We start from the raw sequence: 15,266 nt of genomic DNA on the forward strand, positions 1-15,266 counted from the left end.
ACAATAGGTCTGACCAAAAAAGACAGGGGCAAACAGATGGAACCGGATTTCGGTGGTGGTCGGGTTCTCGACTCCGTCACGCTAGACGTGGAAGCCGGAAAGATCCGCGAGTTCGCCCGGGCCACTCGTACGACCGACGCCGTCCACACGGACGCCACTGCGGCGTCACGTGCCGGCTTCGACCGCCTACCCGCAACGCCCACGCACGTGGTCGTGGCGGGACATCAGCGTGATCAGAAGGAGTTCGTACGTGCTCTCGGACTGGCGATCGAACGCGTCGTCGTCGGCAGCGTCGAATGGAAATATCTGCGTCCGTTGCTGGCCGGCGACACAGTGACCGGCACTCGGCGTGTCGTCGACGACACCACACGGGAAGGCAAGCGGGGCGGCAGTATGCGCTTGGTGACACTGGAGACGACGTGGGCAGACTCGTCCGGTCAGGCTGTGATCATTCAAAGAGAAGTCTTGATCGAACGGGGAAAGAGTTGAACCGCAAACCGAAGCGTCTGTCCGCGGGAGACACTCTCGGCGGCCGAACGATCGGACCGATAACGCAGACCGATATCGTGCGCTTCGCCGGTGCCGGTGGCGATTTCAATCCGCTGCACCATGACGACGAGTACGCGCGGGCCGCAGGGTTGCCAGGAGTGATTGCGATGGGTCAACTGCAAGCCGGACTCCTGGCGGCGTGGATCGCCGATACTGTCCACGTGGAACACTTGCTGGCATATTCGGTGCGTTTCGCGTCGCCGCTGGCGATCGGTGACCTCGTCCGGCTTACCGGCTCGGTCTCCGCGGTCGATTCCGACAACCACACAGCGGAGCTGACTGTGCAGGCCGCGGTAGGTGACCGAGTCGTGGCTTCCGGTCGGGCGCACACGCGAATCTCGACCGCCGCGTTAGACGTTCGATCGCAATAGCGCCCACTGGACACCACAGCAGCCCAATTCGTTCCCGACACGATTCTGCCGGCCCGCGGTGTGCGGACAAAGGACGTACACCGCGGCCCGATGCAGAGTGCGTCGGTGCGGTATTGCCAAGGCCAACGCTGCATCCGTGTGCACGCAGGTACTCGCGCAGCCACTTGGCCGGGCTCACGCCAATTCGCTGCGCATCAGAGCGACCCGAACGCCGCAGCCATAGCCTGCCCGTGTAATACGCGACGTTCCTTACTGCTCGTTTCGCACTGCGGGCTGGACGGTCACCGTTGCAATGGAACACGGTTTACCGACAGCATTCTCGGAGACGACCCGAACAATGGCCTGAGAACGACCGCGGTGGACCACCTCTGACCTAAAGGTCGTCGCGCGGAGGGCGTCGGCCGGCCGCACGTACGCGATGTCGACGCTCGTAGTACGCAGTTCGCCGCGCGCTCCGAGCGCGTTCATTGCCGCAAATTCGGATCCGCACACAAGAACTCCACCGTGAACGATACCCATCACGTTGGCTGCATACGGGGTTTGTCCCATCACGAGACGGTCGGGGGAGGGAGTGGTGATCTCGAGACGGGAGCGTAGTGAGGGATCCCCTTCGAGCAAGTCCGAACGCAGCGGCGAATCCCGCGCCGCCAATCTCCGCTCCACCACGTGCGATCGTTGGGTCACCAACGCAAGAAGGGAACCGCACGAGTCGCGAGCGGAACCCTGCGTCGTTCCGCTGGTGCCGTCACGGGCGACGATGTCGCCGGTCACCGTGATCGGTGTTCCATCCACTGGCGGGTCACGAAGGAAGTCCATGCGGATACCGAGACTCACAGGCCACGACTCAGCAGAAACCCCGGACACGACGATGTATCCCGTCACGTCGTCCAGGACGACACCGAGCGCAGCCCGACACACACCGACTACGGGATCGGTCAACCACGATCCCGACGCCATCTCCAACTGAGCGTGCTCCTGCGAGAGGCTGACGGGCCGGATGTACAGAGCACGTTCGATGTCACCGGTCACGAAGCCGCGACCGACCGCGGATGTCTCCGACGTCAACGCGCGCTCACAGGGATTCCCGCACTGAACTTTTCGGCCCAAAGTTTGCGCAGTACAAGCTCTCGAATCGCTCCGGTCGCCGTCGCCGGTACCTCATCCACTTCAACGACCCGCTCCGGTGCCTTCTGCACTGCCCCTCCTCTATCGGTCGGGCACGTCCGGAGATATCGCACGTTCGAAGCATCCTGCCCGTGCCTGGGAGCTACGAATACGCACATTTCGTCGCCGAGACGTTCGTCCGATGTTTCAACCACGGTCAGTGCTCCTACTTCGAGATGCTCGGCCAACTCGCCCTCGACCACCAGGACGCTCACTCGGACCGCCGCGGGATGAAGATGTATGTCTGCCGTCTGTCCGGTTGGCCGCAGACAATTGTCTATGCCCGCCATCTTGTCCGGGTGGGAAGACCGAACAGTGCCGCCATTCGGTGGCTACGCGGCTGTGTGTGCAGGAACGCTCGGCCACTGCTACGAGATCCCTTCAGGTCGGGGATCCGCAGCTGCTGCGAGGGCCAGCACGCGTCGCGCCTGCGCGAGATGGGGCGCGTCGAGCATCTTTCCATCCAAAGAAACGGTTCCTACGTCTCCGGTGAACGCCTCGATGACGCGGTGCGCGTGGTCGACCTCCGCGGCCGACGGTGTGAATGCATCGTTGATGACATCGACCTGTGCTGGATGTATCGCAATCCTGCCACTGAATCCTTCTGCGCGGGCGTGACGTGAAGACTCCGCGAGCCCCTCCGAGTCGCGGACATCGACGAAAAGAGTCTCCACCGCCTCGACGCCGGCTGCCCGTGCGGCCATCAATGTCATCGACCGCACCATCTGGTAGGTGAATGCCCAGCCGCCGTCCGGTCCGGTATTCTTGGAGGCACCGAGTGCAGCACTCAGATCCTCAGCACCCCATGTCATTCCGAAGAGCCGGGGCAGCGCGGCCTCGGCGAAGTCGCCGAGTCGGAAAGGGGCTGTCGGGGTCTCCGTCACGACGGGAAGAACCTGTATCTGTCCCTGTGGTAAGCCGCTCGCTGCTTCGAGTGCGTCGAGGTAGTGGTGAACTCTGAGTACCTCGGCTGGACTGTCGATCTTGGGGATCATGATCCCCGCCGGGTTCGAGTGCACCACCGCTGCGAGGTCCAACAACGCATGGGCGGTATCGACGGGATTCATACGTACCCACAGCTGCGGACCCTGCGCTCGCCCCTGATGGTCACGAAGAAATTGATGCACCAGTTCGCGTGCTACCGGTTTGCGATTCTCGCTGACCGCGTCCTCGAGGTCCAGGATCAGGGCATCTGCTCTGCTGTCTGCGCCTTTGGACAACTTTTTCTCGCTGTCGCCTGGTACGAAGAGGAAGGACCGTAATGGCGCGCTCACTCCGGCTTCTTACGCTGCAGACCCGCCCGTTTGCACGACGCCACCAACTCGTCACGTTGGTTGAAAGCACGGTGGAGAAAAACGACAATCCCTTGATCGGGCCGAGATTTCGAGTCACGCAGCTCGATGACCTCGGTGGTGACATGGAGAGTGTCGCCATGAAACACGGGTGCTGGAAACCTTACTTCGTCCCACCCGAGGTTGGCGACGGCCGTTCCGAGAGTGGTATCTCCCACCGAGATTCCCACCATCAACCCCAGGGTGAAAGCGCTGTTGACGATACGCTGGCCGTAGTCGGTGCCACGCATGTACTCCTCGTCGAGATGGAGCTGCGCGGGGTTGTGGGTCATCGCGGTGAAGAGGACGTTGTCGGTTTCGGTCACCGTTCGTCTGATTGCGTGTTCGAAGGTCTGTCCGACAGTCAGTTCGTCGAACCACAAGCCTGCCATATGCATCATCCTGTCCTCGGGAACGCCGATCATGAGCCGGCACTCTACAAAGTAAATGGTACGACCAAATCCGGCCAGCGCTTCCGGCTTTCTGCACTCAAGCCTTGATCAACAGGGCATTGCCTTGGCCGCCGCCGCCGCACAGAGCCGCTGCGCCGATACCGCCACCGGCACGCTTCAACGAGTGCGCGAGAGACAAGGCCAGCCGCGCACCGGACATACCGACAGGATGCCCCAATGCGACTGCCCCGCCGTTGATGTTGACTCTGGACGGGTCCAAACCGAGCCGCTCGATCGACGCAAGTGCCACTCCAGCGAACGCCTCGTTGATTTCGATCAGATCCAGGTCAACGACCTGTGTCACCCCATCCTTCATCAGGGCAGCGGAAATGGCCGCAGCTGGCTGATACAACAACGAAGTGTCCGGACCCGCGACGAAGGCGGACGCCCCGAGGGTCGCCAGCCAGTCGAGTCCGAGTTCGCGGGCTCTGGCCTCGGTCATCAGCACGACCGCAGCGGCCCCGTCGGACAGCTGCGATGCCGATCCGGCAGTGATGGACCCGTCCTGTCGGAAAGCCGGGCGGAGCTTGCCGAGGCTGTCCGCTGTGGTGCCTTCACGAATACCCTCGTCGACGGTCATGGTCGAAGATCCTCGACGCCCAGCGATCTCCACAGGCGCTATCTCGCCGGCGAAGGTGCCGCTCGCAGTGGCGGCTGCGGCCAGAGCGTGTGACCGCGCGGCGAATTCGTCCTGCGCTTGACGAGCCACACCAGCTTCACGGACATAGCTCTCGGTCGCCTCACCCATCGACACCTTGTCGAAAGCGCAAATCAAGGCATCCGAATCGAGCGCATCGTCGAGACTCGCCGCACCGTACCGAAATCCAGTCCGTGCACCCTTGGCGAGATATGGGGCATTGGTCATCGATTCCATACCGCCTGCAACCACGATCTCCGCGTCTCCGCAGCTGATCAGACGGCCAGCCTCGATGATTGCCTGCAACCCGGACAAGCACAGGTTGTTGATCGTGATCGCGGTCGTGGTCAGTGGCAGTCCCGCGGCAACTGCTGCCTTACGTGCCGGATTGGGTCCGACACCGGCCTGAACCACATTTCCCATGATCACAGCGTCTACCGATTCCGCACTCACATCCGCTCGCGCCAGGGCGTTGGAGATGGCGTGTGCTCCGAGGTCGACCGCACTCAGCGAAGCGAGCGCACCCGCCAACTTACCGATCGGGGTGCGTGCCCCGGCAACGATAACAATCCCGCTCATGTGAACCGTCTCCTCCAATAGGTGTGGTCGTCCGAGGCCCGGCCCTCGTGTTCGTCGACCGGTCAGTACTCAGCTTCTGACGGGCGCGAACAGTCCGCAGAGCACTGAGACGGTCAAACCCACGGCCAGCGCGCACAACATGAGCAGGAGCGCTACGCCGGCAACAAGTGTCCGCAGAGCAGTCCCGACGCCTTCTATCAGTTCGTGCACCGTCACTCCCTCACGTCGGATCGCCTCTGCTCTCGTCACGAGCCATGACATCATATGGTCTGACCGAAAGCGAATTACGGTATGGTGCGGTGCTGCGAGATACGGAGCATCGCCCGAGCTGTCGATCTGCGCCGAACCGTCGAGGAACCGCTGCTCCAGCCAGCTGATGGAGGGACGTGATGCGGCCAGCAAACCGAAGAAGTGATCGACCACGCCCAACTGCGGCAGCAACGGCGGGGCGTCAATCTCATCCGAGTAGCTCGCCTCGGCACCCTTGCTGCACCACTTCGTAAGCAGCTCTCGGGTTTGGTACGTCGGAACCACGTCGTCGTTCACGTTCTGCAACAGCACAATTGGAACGGTCGGCGATGTTTGCCCGAGTACGAGGCGTTCGAGAACCTCGCGAATCTGTGCATCTGATTCGAGACTTTCCGCTATGGACATGCCGCTTTTGGTGAAGTCTTTGCTTGCTCTGAAATCCCCAGTACGCAACGTCGCCCAGGACGCATTGCTGCGCAGTCCTCTCTGACGGATGGAGTCGATCGAGTTAGGCCGGACAACGAGCTGGAACAGATGATTGCCACGGGTCCACAACGCGCGGACCCGTGGCAATCAGCTCAGGAAAGTCCTACTCGCGCACGCGCGCTTTCAGGTCGTCGAGCGCGGCCTGGATGTTCGCGTCGATTGCCTGTGCGAAACCTTCGGTAGCCAACGAGGCACCGACAAGTCCATCCGTCAGACCCAACTCGCCTTCAGCGACCGCAACGGTTCTCATGTGACTCAAACGGTCGAACCCTGCTCGACCGTGGTACGCACCAGATCCCGAGTTGCCAACCCCTCCAAACGGCGTCCCAGGTAAGAACGCGTGTGCAATACCGTCATTGACAGTGATGCCGCCGCTGCGCGTGAACTCCAAGAACCGGTCGAACTGGGCGTCTTGTTCGCCGTACCAGTAGGCACCCAGCGGCGACGGATGTGAGTTGATGTAGTCGATCGCTTCGTCGACATGAGCGTAGCTGTAGATCGAGATGACCGGCCCGAACACCTCTTCGGTCGATATCGCTGCGTCCGCCGGTACGTTACGGAGGATTGTGGGGGTCAGCAGGCGGTCCCCGGAGGGTTCACCTTGCTGATCCGATTCGCCTGGGATGGCCACCCGTTCGGCGCCCTTCTCCACAGCGTCGTCGACCAGGCCTTCGATACGAGCATAATTACGCTGGTTTACGATCGACACGAGACCGGCGGTGCTGCTCGGGTCCGGAAAGAGCGCACGAATTTCACTTCCGAGCTTCTGTACGAAGACTTCCTCGTCTTTCTGCGGGACGAACACGTAATCGGGGCACAGACAGACCTGCCCTGAGTTCAACAACCTTGATCCGGCAATGCGGTGGGCGGCGAGGTCGAGATCCGCCGACTCCGACACCACCACCGGGTTTTTCCCCCCGAGTTCCAAAGTCGTGGGAACGAGGTTTCGAGCCGCAGCCTCGGCGACCTTCTTGCCGATCGCCGGCGATCCGGTGAACACGATGTGGTCGAGTTGCAATTGCGAGAAATGCTCCGCTGTCGATATGTCGCCGACCACGACGGCAACCTCATCGGGACTCAGACGCTCCGCCACGGCAGCTGCAAGAACCGCACCGGTACGAGGATGAAAGTCGGGGAACTTGATGATGACCCGGTTTCCAGCAGCGAGCGCGTCGATTGCGGGGTGGATCGTCAATTCGAGGGGGAAGTTCCATGCGCCGATCACACCGACGACGCCGAGGGGTTGCGGAACAACGTAACCGCCCGAAACGTCCTGAGGCTTCATCCACTCGGCGATACCATCGCGAAGCTCTTGTGCAGCACCGACGAACGGCAACGTGTCCAACGCCTTCGTCAGGGCTGTGGGCCGGGAGCCGTATTCTGCATTCAGACTTTCCGCGATCTCATCGATGTGCTCAACAATCGCCAGAAGCAGACGGTCGATCCGATTGATCCGTACCTCGGCCGACGGAGTGCCTTCCTTTCGAAAGGCGGCGCGCTGGTCGCGGACAAGGCGCTCGAGAGTTTCTCGTGACACCGGTTTCCCGACTTCGTTTGTGGAAATGGTCGACGTGGAAGTCATCTATTTTCCCTTTCAGTGCAAATATGAATCTCTGTCAGAAAACGAGAACCGGCTTGATCGCGACGCCGGTTTCCAAATCCTCGACCGCCTGATTGATTTCTTGGAATGAGTACTTTTTCACCAACCGATCGATCGGGAACCGCCCCTGGCGGTACAACTCGATGAGGCGGGGAATGAATTCGTGGGGACGCGAGTTACCCTCGGTCACTCCTACGATGGTTTTACCGGCCATCAGCAATTCGAGCATGTCGACGCGTACTTCTGTACCTGCCTTGCCGAACCCCAACACCGCGCACGTTCCGGCGGGGGCGAGCGCGCTGACCGCGGTGCGCACGACTGCGGTGGATGCCGTCGTGTCGACAGCGAAGTCGGCCCCCATGCCTGTGATCTCGCGGATCGCGTCGACGAGATCGTCCGCGTCGCCCCTCAAAGTGTGGGTGGCCCCGACCTCGCGTGCCACATCCAGACGTTCATCGACCAAGTCCACAGCGATCACCGATTCGCAACCCACAACGCGAGCGGCCATGACCGCGGACAGGCCAACAGCACCGACACCGAATACGACCAGGCTGGACCCTGCTTGCGGTCGCAACTTGTTCATCACTGTTCCGGCGCCGGTCTGGATCCCACAGCCGAGGGGACCCAACAGGCTGAGATCGACGTCTTCTGGGACTTTCACGATGTTGCGTTCGTTCGCGATCGCGTAGGAGGCAAATGTCGATTGCGCGAAGAAGTTTCCGTTTACTCGGTCGCCGGAAACCGTGGAGATAGCGCTCGTTCCGTCGAGGCGACCTCCACTGACGTTTCTCATGGTGAACTCGATGCAGTACGCAGGTAGGCCCTGACGACAAGTGATGCAGATACCGCATGCGTCGAATGTGACGACGACCTTGTCTCCGACCGCGAACCTGGTGACGCCGTCACCGACGGCGTCGATCTCACCGCTCCCTTCGTGACCCAGCACGAGCGGGAGCGGTACCGGCAACCACTGTCGTTGAACCCCGATGTCCGTGTGGCAGATACCGACAGAATGCACGCGAACGCGAACCTCGCCGGGACGGGGGTCGTCCAGGTCGAGTTCTTCGATCTGAAACGGTGTTTCAGGCTCGCGTACTACAGCCGCTGTGATTCGCATGGGCCTCCTCAATGTTGCACCCGTCGAGGTCGTCTTCGGGTGTGATCCAGATGACACAACTCTAAGAAGTAAACGATCTGACTGACCGTCCAACTTTCTGGACAATTAGGTCTGACCATTGGTAGGAACCTGAGCGCCCCGGGTGGTAGGTTCGACTCTGTGACCAGCGACGAGGCGGCTGAGCAGTGAGGGTGGTGACCGGTCGAGCAACACAGCCCGATCCGCGGCGCCCCGAGATCGCGTCGTCGTGGCTTCGGTCCCGACTCAACGGTGTCAACCCCAGCAACCCACCGCTTCTCGACTTCAGTGAGGGGTTCGAAGGGGGTTCTCTCGCGGCTGCAGCCGGTCCGGTGCTCTTGGCGTTGTCGAGCGATCTCGCCGATGTTGGGGCGGGAGTGCTGCTCGCGGACAGTGATGCACGCATTACCGATGTGCGCGCTGCTGAAAACTCGGTCCGGGACTGGATGGCCGCGCTCGGCGCTGTCCGCGGCGCGCGGTTCGGCGAGGACAACGCCGGCACGAATGCAATCGGTACCCCGCTGGAGGTGCAGCGATGCGTGTCGGTGCTGGGCGATGAGCACTTCCATGAGCAGTTCAAGAACTTCAGTTGCCACGGCGAGCCGATTCATCATCCGGTGACCCGCCGCACGGTCGGTGTCCTCGACATCTGTTACCACAGGGGAGCCGACAATCCGCTTTTTCGTGCGTTGGCTCGACGAGTTGTCGGTGATATCGCGGAGCAGTTGTTGGTTGCCAGCCCAAGGAACGAGCGCGCGCTCGCTGCCGCGTTCTCGTCGCCGCGTCTTCAAGGCGTAGCTGCTCGTATCGCGTTGGGCAACAACTCGATCATGGCGACACCTGCAGCTCTAGACATGCTGCACGTCGAAGACCACATCGCCCTCAGAGCGCAGGCCGACGATGTTCTCCGAGGCAAGACGATGCCCGAAACCCTCACGCTGGGAAATGGCACATCGGTCAAGCTGAAATGGAATGTCATAGAAGGCGCGTCCGGCGTTGTCGTGGCTTTGACGGCGCCGATGGAATCGAACGGACTCGAGTCCGCGACCACTCTCACAGATGACATGTGGCCCGCTCTTCTCAGCGGTGAGCACGGATCGGGTAGGACAGCACGCGCGCGTGAATTGCTGAACGACAGTGAGTTTTTGGTGCTCGATGGCGTCGACTCTGATTCACACCGCCACTTTCGACGACGTATGGAGGCCGCATTCCGCAAACCCAATCACATCTCAGTACTTCTCGAAAACGTGCATCTGCTGAACGAATCCGATATTGCAAGCTTGGCAGGTCGTCTTGATAGACCCGGACGAAGTGTTGTTATGACCTGTGTTCCCGGGCGGCGCTGGGACGACATCAAAGGCGCTCTCATACCACTGATCGGTCGCCAGGAAACGATTACGCCGTTACGCGAACGGAGGGATGAAATTCCTCGGATAGCGATGCGAATGCTGCACGAATCTGCGAACGGGAACAATGTCAGGTTCGCACCAGCGTCGCTTCGCGCGCTTGCAAGTCAGCCATGGCCGGGCAATATGGCCGAGTTGCGTCGACTGGTCGAGGTGGTGGCACAACATTCGACAGGCGAGGTGTCGCTATCGGACCTTCCCTGTTCGTACCGCCACACATACCGGCCCCTGTCGCCTCGTCACGAAGCGGAACGAGAGGCGATTGCAACAGCCATTGCGGCGGCCCAGGGAAATCGCACGCAGGCAGCGATCAATCTGGGCGTCAGCCGATCTACCTTGTACAACCGCATGAAAATACTCGATATAAGTAGTTGAGCAATGCGCACCGCACCCCCGGTCAGCGTGAGCCGAAGAACGCACCGACGTGCTCCCGGTATTCGACACGATGTCAGGTCTAGCTCTAGCTCCGCCGCATAGATGTGGACCGATAACGTCGTATACGTCGGCTCGATCTCGTCAGGAACCGATAACCCGGTTTTACGTCAGGTGAAACGACAGGACATCTTGACGATCAGTTGTTGCTAACGCCGACGGACGTCATGCATCGCTTCCCTCGTCGAGTAGGTCGAGGGTGCGCTGCAGCAGCGCTTCGATGCGGTCTTCGACGTCGTCGACGAGGTCGGGGACGCAGGCGAGGGCTTGGTGGGCGCGGCGGCGGGCGGCGGTTCCGGTGCGGTAGTACTCGGAGCCGAGCTCGACGAACGACGGTTCTTGCTCGGCGGGCGTCGGGCGGTCGCGCTGGCGGAGCTGGTCCGGTCGCGGCATCCGGCGGCGCGGGGTGTGTTGCGGCGGGGTGCCCGTGCGATGGGCGTGGACAACTGCCCCGACCTCGGCGGCGGTCATCGCGGCGGCGGGCAGCGGCATGTGGCCCCACCGGTCGATGGGTACCGCGACCGGACCCGGGCGGTCCGGCCACCCGTTCATATCGGGAAAGGTGTTGTCTCGCAGGTGTTCGGCGATCAGCGTCGTGGACGGGTAGCGGTCGGAGAACCGCAGGATCGAGCGCCAGCGTTCCCACAGTTCGGTCGGCGTCACCTCCGCCTTTCCCCAGGATCGATCCGGATGCGATGGTGACCGCCGATCCACAGACTGCTTCCATCGGTCGCGATGTCGGAGCGGTCGAGTCCGGCTATTGCCCTGTAGGACAGGCCCGTCCCGGCGAGGAGCAACAAGAGCGCGTCGCGGCGACCGAACAACGTCTCCGTCGACCCGACATTCGGCAACGCGGCTGCGAGAGCCGAATACTGTACGGCTCGCCGACCGATGCGCTCTGCTCGTGCCGAGTCGAGCGCGAGCCGCAGCGACGTCACCCGCCCCGGTTGCGGATACCCCGCATCGAGATGGGCTCGATTGACAGCCGAGACCCGCCGCAGCTGCACCGCATCGCCCGCGGGGTTGTCCCCGAGGAACTCGGCCAGTACCGCCGGGCTGGCCGGCATCGGGCTTACCTCGGCGGCGGCGCACCAGTCGGCGAACAACGCCCATTCGTAGCGATACGCCGTGGGCTGAGCGCTCCGTCGCGACGACATGCCGCGACGCTACCCGCAGCCACCGACTGTCCTCTCGCGTCGTCCATGCCGGGCGACCGCAGTCGGCGGTGATGCGTGTGAACCGGTACCGCCACGGCGTCGGTGCTGGGCGTCTGTTTCACTACCGACATGAGCGAATCGGGACATCTCACACCGGCGGCCCACGCCGTTGGTGACAGAGTCCAACTGCGTACACCCGACGCAGCGGGTGTCCTCGTCGAGGACTACGCGACTATCGGCATCCTGGACTCCGCCGCAGCGGGCAGGGAATGGGCGCTGCCCCGGCGGTGGGCAGTCGCCCTCGACGACGGCCGACTGGTCTTCGCCGCCGACAGCGACATCGCGGCCGACAACGAAGCTCCGCGGCGCGGCACCGCGGGAGCGTGACCGAGCCCAACCAGCTGCACCCGGTGGCGCGCCGGGACAGTCTGCGGTATTGCCGCGGCATGAACCGGGTGAAGTTTTTGATGCTCGGGCCGAGCCGATCCTGCTCGACGTGCCAGTGGCGGCGGTGGTACTCGACGGCCTTGGGGTGCTCGCATTGTTCGCCACTGTCGCCGCCGTTTCCGGTATACGAGAAGGCGCGGTGGTGACCTCGACTGCCGGTGTGTACGTACTGGCTGGCCGGGTGCTGCGTCCTCGCCGTGCCAGCCTTGCCGAACAGTCCCGGAGGCCGTCGGCGACGCCGGGGCAACAGCCGTCATGAACTCACGCGGCGGGGGTCGGCACGCTGACCACAGTTACCGCATCGTCATCCTTTGTTGACGACCACAAGGAATCCGCTGATCCGCGTCGAATTACGCCGGGGAGGATGCTGGAGGAGCCGAACCGCCCTGATGAGCACGGTCCAGTCTTGCTTCGAGCTCAGACAACTCGCTGTCGAGGAATTTGAAGAGTTCCTCCGGAGTGCTAAAGGTCGTGCCCTGCGCTTCGGAACCCGGCGAGTAACGGCTGCCGTGTGAAGCCAAGGTGGCCATCACGGGGTCGACTATGACTGGGAACCCACGTAGACGAATGTCGCGCAGAGCTTGATCCACGCTGGCGATGATGTTTGTCCCGGAGTAGCCACTTTCCCCGACCTCGGGTCGCAGACCCGCGTCAATTCGCACGTACTTTTTTAGGGCCCAGTACCGTTCCCTAGCCTCATCAGCTCGGTGCTCCAGTTTCATCAGCTTAGTCATGGCCAGGTCATAGTGGAGCCGTTCGGTGAGATCCGCGATCGACGTCAAGGTGACGTTGGAGACCAGCGCCGCCTCCAAGGCACCAGACTGGTAGCCGGATTCGGCCATTACGAAGCCACGATCAGCGCCCACGTCATCAACTATCTGCCTTAAAGCGAGGACCTTTTCTTTAGGAATCCGTGACTGCCACGCCTTACACTCGACGACCCAGGTGATGTCGAAACCCACGAAACTGCCCCGCACGAGGACATCGATGTCGTGCGAAGTTCTGACGCCCTGGACTGTTTGATCGACCAGCGCCTCCATGCCCAGGTCAGCGAAAAACCGGGAGACCTCCAGCTGGTAGTTCATCCACTCTGGGTTCGCTTCGACCACGCGCCTAGCCCTCCTGCACGGAGTATCGGTTCCTGCATCACACAAGTACACGGTAGGCCGAACAATAAGAACCCACCTCATGTAAGGCTGAATCAGCCTAATGCGTAGGGGCGGCTCGTGAACGAACGCGGACCGTGTAGACCATGGCGAGCACCGCCGAGTTCGGTCCCCGCCTGTTGCGTGCGAACCGGCCGGTGCGAGGGCCTCGACCACCGGGTAGGTCCAGTCTGCACTACCGCGCCGTTCAAGGCTCTCGACGCTTGCGCCTACCTGTTACGTTTCGGTGTTGTGTTGCTGGGTTCGCTCCAGATTTAGAGTCGCGTCAGTTTTGGTGTCATACGCGTGCACGACTGAGTCAAGTCAAACCTCGGGCAGAGCAGGTAACTGTCGTAGCTTCGCAGACCGGCAGGGGTCATTCAGCTGAACGAATAATTTGTGGCAGATTCCGGTGCCGAGCAGCTGGGTTTAAGCTTGGATACTAACGACAGTAAAGGTGAGGTACGCGTGACCATTGAAGACCAGCTATCCGATCACTTGAAGAAATTCTCTTCTGGCCCAATTCTATTTGTCGGCTCCGGTGTGTCTCAGCGGTACGCAGGAACACCGACCTGGAACACTTTGTTGGAACAACTTAGCGCCCAGTCGGGGTGGCCACTCCAATACTATCAAACGCACGTAGGTACAGATCCAGAAGACATAGCCGAGATGCTGGCCTCAGAGCTGCATTCCAAAACATGGACTCCTGAATTAAAAGCATGGCGTGACAAAAATATAAACGATCTCGTGAATAGCCAGAGCGCAGTAAAGATAAGAGCTAGAGAGCTGGTAGAGAACAGCTACAAGATAACCACTGACCCAAAGATGGTCGACGAGATGCGCCTGTTGAAAGATTGCGCTGACAATATCGATTTGGTAATTACCACGAACTACGATTTTTTTCTTGAGGAAATATTCTCCAATTTCGTAGTTTATTCAAGCCAGAACGAATTGATTGCGGCCGAGACTGCTGGCGTTGCGGAGATTTATAAAATACACGGCAGCCTCAGCAGTCCAAATTCAATTGTGCTAACGAAATCCGACTACGACGAGTTTAACAAGAGGAATGAGTATCTAATTGCTAAACTGCTCACTCTTTTTGCGGAACATCCGATCATTTTCTTAGGGTACAGCCTTGGGGACCGAAACGTTCAAAGTATATTGCGTAGCCTTCAAAACTGTCTCACCGAAGAGCGTGTTCGCGATACGCTACGAGACAAGCTGATCTTTGTGTCTTGGGACAAAACCCCTGGTGTCGCAGCCATGAGCCCGTCGGTGCAGGTAATCGGGTCCACTGGCATCCCCATACAGCTTATCCAGACCTCCGATTTCGCACCAGTTTTCCGCGCAATAAAGAAGGTGCCCAGCAGTTTGCCGAAGCACATTATAAGGCAGGTGCAGGAGAGGCTATACAGAATCATTCTAGATCCTAGTTCGCAGGCCAAAATGTTGCATGTGGACGATCTCATGGGAGTGGCCGACCACAGCTCCATCTACGTTGGCGTTGGCGCGATGGCGAATGTCCAGCAGCGCGGCTATCTGGGAGTTTCACGCGTGGAAATATGTCGGGACTGCATCAACGTGAGCAGCGATCTGGACTACTCATCTGTTGTTGCCATGACTTTTATCCAATTGCTGCAAAATCCTGGTTATTTTCCGATGTTTAAATGTTTGAGGGGTGCTGGTTATTTAGATGTTGATGGCAACATCAGAAAACCGAAAGAGCTCCCGCCAAAAGTTGTTGAAAAGGCACAAGATCCTCGCCGCTACAGTGTCAATGCAAGCTCGCAGAAACTCTTTCACAGCCGGGCAAGTTCATTTGTATCTTTCACGGAAATGAAAGAATCGCTGGATCGAGAAGATACCCTGCGGTTACTTTTATGTCTGCCGCAGGCCAAAATTGACGTGGAAGAACTGAGGTCATTCCTAGACGACTCGTGGAGTCAGTGCTTAGGGTCAGACGGGAAACCCAGCACTGACTTGGTGAAAGCGATCTGTTTCTACGACCTACTGCGTTACGGCCCGGCGCACACTATTGACGTCTGAAGTTCGTCCGAATCTGCGACGGCTGCAGGACGGTTTTCTCGTTAACTAGTGTGCACCTCAGTGCAATTCGATCGCTCATG

Annotated in this window: 16 protein-coding genes; 5 read left to right on the top strand and 11 right to left on the bottom strand. The window is 60.4% G+C overall.

The features are described 5' to 3' along the window. Window positions 1-36 precede the first annotated feature (36 nt). Together BH93_RS22890 and BH93_RS22895 are read left to right on the top strand one after the other, a co-directional pair. Window positions 37-489, top strand: coding sequence for an FAS1-like dehydratase domain-containing protein (locus tag BH93_RS22890; RefSeq protein WP_037172732.1), 453 nt, complete (start codon window positions 37-39; stop codon window positions 487-489). Then, the gene (locus tag BH93_RS22895; RefSeq protein WP_037172734.1) at window positions 486-920 is read left to right on the top strand and encodes a MaoC family dehydratase; all 435 of its coding nucleotides are present in this window, start codon (window positions 486-488) and stop codon (window positions 918-920) included. The genes BH93_RS22890 and BH93_RS22895 overlap by 4 nt, the downstream gene beginning before the upstream one ends. A 249-nt stretch (window positions 921-1,169) precedes the next feature. Here the strand turns inward: BH93_RS22895 and BH93_RS22900 are convergent, their stop codons facing one another. The 8 genes from BH93_RS22900 to BH93_RS22935 all read right to left on the bottom strand — a co-directional run bounded on the left by BH93_RS22900 (window position 1,170) and on the right by BH93_RS22935 (window position 8,535). Further along, a complete protein-coding gene (locus tag BH93_RS22900; protein ID WP_037172736.1) occupies window positions 1,170-1,985 on the bottom strand; it encodes a hypothetical protein in 816 nt (271 codons plus the stop codon). Continuing rightward, entirely contained in the window at window positions 1,982-2,374 is a 393-nt protein-coding gene (locus BH93_RS28315) for an AMP-binding enzyme (RefSeq protein WP_052064955.1), read from the bottom strand. Before BH93_RS28315 ends, BH93_RS22900 begins: the two co-directional genes overlap by 4 nt. Before the next feature lie 78 nt (window positions 2,375-2,452). Next, window positions 2,453-3,358, bottom strand: coding sequence for an HpcH/HpaI aldolase/citrate lyase family protein (locus BH93_RS22910; RefSeq protein ID WP_037172738.1), 906 nt, complete (start codon window positions 3,356-3,358; stop codon window positions 2,453-2,455). Then, window positions 3,355-3,807: a MaoC family dehydratase gene (locus BH93_RS22915; protein ID WP_037173368.1), complete on the bottom strand. Its 453-nt coding sequence runs from the start codon at window positions 3,805-3,807 to the stop codon at window positions 3,355-3,357. Before BH93_RS22915 ends, BH93_RS22910 begins: the two co-directional genes overlap by 4 nt. Window positions 3,808-3,904: 97 nt before the next feature. Beyond that, window positions 3,905-5,083 carry an acetyl-CoA C-acyltransferase gene (locus tag BH93_RS22920; RefSeq protein WP_037172740.1) on the bottom strand — a complete coding sequence of 393 codons (1,179 nt, stop codon included), beginning with the start codon at window positions 5,081-5,083 and terminating at the stop codon, window positions 3,905-3,907. Between the two features lie 69 nt (window positions 5,084-5,152). Next, the gene (locus BH93_RS22925) at window positions 5,153-5,887 is read right to left on the bottom strand and encodes a lipase family protein (protein ID WP_155290902.1); all 735 of its coding nucleotides are present in this window, start codon (window positions 5,885-5,887) and stop codon (window positions 5,153-5,155) included. A gap of 34 nt (window positions 5,888-5,921) precedes the next feature. Then, the gene (locus BH93_RS22930; RefSeq protein ID WP_080738968.1) at window positions 5,922-7,400 is read right to left on the bottom strand and encodes an aldehyde dehydrogenase family protein; all 1,479 of its coding nucleotides are present in this window, start codon (window positions 7,398-7,400) and stop codon (window positions 5,922-5,924) included. Between the two features lie 34 nt (window positions 7,401-7,434). Further along, window positions 7,435-8,535 carry an NAD(P)-dependent alcohol dehydrogenase gene (locus tag BH93_RS22935; protein ID WP_037172743.1) on the bottom strand — a complete coding sequence of 367 codons (1,101 nt, stop codon included), beginning with the start codon at window positions 8,533-8,535 and terminating at the stop codon, window positions 7,435-7,437. Between the two features lie 185 nt (window positions 8,536-8,720). Here BH93_RS22935 and BH93_RS22940 point away from each other — a divergent pair, with 185 nt between their 5' ends. After that, entirely contained in the window at window positions 8,721-10,334 is a 1,614-nt protein-coding gene (locus tag BH93_RS22940; protein ID WP_052064957.1) for a helix-turn-helix domain-containing protein, read from the top strand. Between the two features lie 222 nt (window positions 10,335-10,556). Here the strand turns inward: BH93_RS22940 and BH93_RS28040 are convergent, their stop codons facing one another. Both BH93_RS28040 and BH93_RS28045 read right to left on the bottom strand, forming a co-directional pair. Then, the gene (locus tag BH93_RS28040) at window positions 10,557-11,054 is read right to left on the bottom strand and encodes a hypothetical protein (RefSeq protein WP_052064958.1); all 498 of its coding nucleotides are present in this window, start codon (window positions 11,052-11,054) and stop codon (window positions 10,557-10,559) included. Continuing rightward, window positions 11,051-11,548 (bottom strand): hypothetical protein, encoded by a 498-nt coding sequence (locus BH93_RS28045; RefSeq protein ID WP_052064959.1) that lies wholly within the window; start codon window positions 11,546-11,548, stop codon window positions 11,051-11,053. Before BH93_RS28045 ends, BH93_RS28040 begins: the two co-directional genes overlap by 4 nt. Before the next feature lie 129 nt (window positions 11,549-11,677). Here BH93_RS28045 and BH93_RS22950 point away from each other — a divergent pair, with 129 nt between their 5' ends. Further along, a complete protein-coding gene (locus tag BH93_RS22950) occupies window positions 11,678-11,935 on the top strand; it encodes a hypothetical protein (protein ID WP_037172744.1) in 258 nt (85 codons plus the stop codon). A gap of 410 nt (window positions 11,936-12,345) precedes the next feature. Here the strand turns inward: BH93_RS22950 and BH93_RS22955 are convergent, their stop codons facing one another. Beyond that, on the bottom strand, window positions 12,346-13,104 hold the full coding sequence (locus BH93_RS22955) for a restriction endonuclease (RefSeq protein WP_165712817.1): 759 nt from the start codon (window positions 13,102-13,104) through the stop codon (window positions 12,346-12,348). 504 nt (window positions 13,105-13,608) lie between these two features. Here BH93_RS22955 and BH93_RS22960 point away from each other — a divergent pair. Beyond that, on the top strand, window positions 13,609-15,186 hold the full coding sequence (locus BH93_RS22960) for an SIR2 family protein (RefSeq protein ID WP_165712820.1): 1,578 nt from the start codon (window positions 13,609-13,611) through the stop codon (window positions 15,184-15,186). Window positions 15,187-15,266 lie beyond the last annotated feature (80 nt).

The sequence above is a fragment of the Rhodococcoides fascians A25f genome (assembly GCF_000760935.2).
Lineage (GTDB): Bacteria > Actinomycetota > Actinomycetes > Mycobacteriales > Mycobacteriaceae > Rhodococcoides.

Coding starts and splice junctions, on each gene's coding strand:
- BH93_RS22915 (WP_037173368.1), bottom strand. CDS start 3,807: ATGGCAGGCTTGTGGTTCGACGAACTGACTGTCGGACAGACCTTCGAA.
- BH93_RS22950 (WP_037172744.1), top strand. CDS start 11,678: ATGAGCGAATCGGGACATCTCACACCGGCGGCCCACGCCGTTGGTGAC.
- BH93_RS22935 (WP_037172743.1), bottom strand. CDS start 8,535: ATGCGAATCACAGCGGCTGTAGTACGCGAGCCTGAAACACCGTTTCAG.
- BH93_RS28315 (WP_052064955.1), bottom strand. CDS start 2,374: ATGGCGGGCATAGACAATTGTCTGCGGCCAACCGGACAGACGGCAGAC.
- BH93_RS22920 (WP_037172740.1), bottom strand. CDS start 5,083: ATGAGCGGGATTGTTATCGTTGCCGGGGCACGCACCCCGATCGGTAAG.
- BH93_RS28045 (WP_052064959.1), bottom strand. CDS start 11,548: ATGTCGTCGCGACGGAGCGCTCAGCCCACGGCGTATCGCTACGAATGG.
- BH93_RS22890 (WP_037172732.1), top strand. CDS start 37: ATGGAACCGGATTTCGGTGGTGGTCGGGTTCTCGACTCCGTCACGCTA.
- BH93_RS22930 (WP_080738968.1), bottom strand. CDS start 7,400: ATGACTTCCACGTCGACCATTTCCACAAACGAAGTCGGGAAACCGGTG.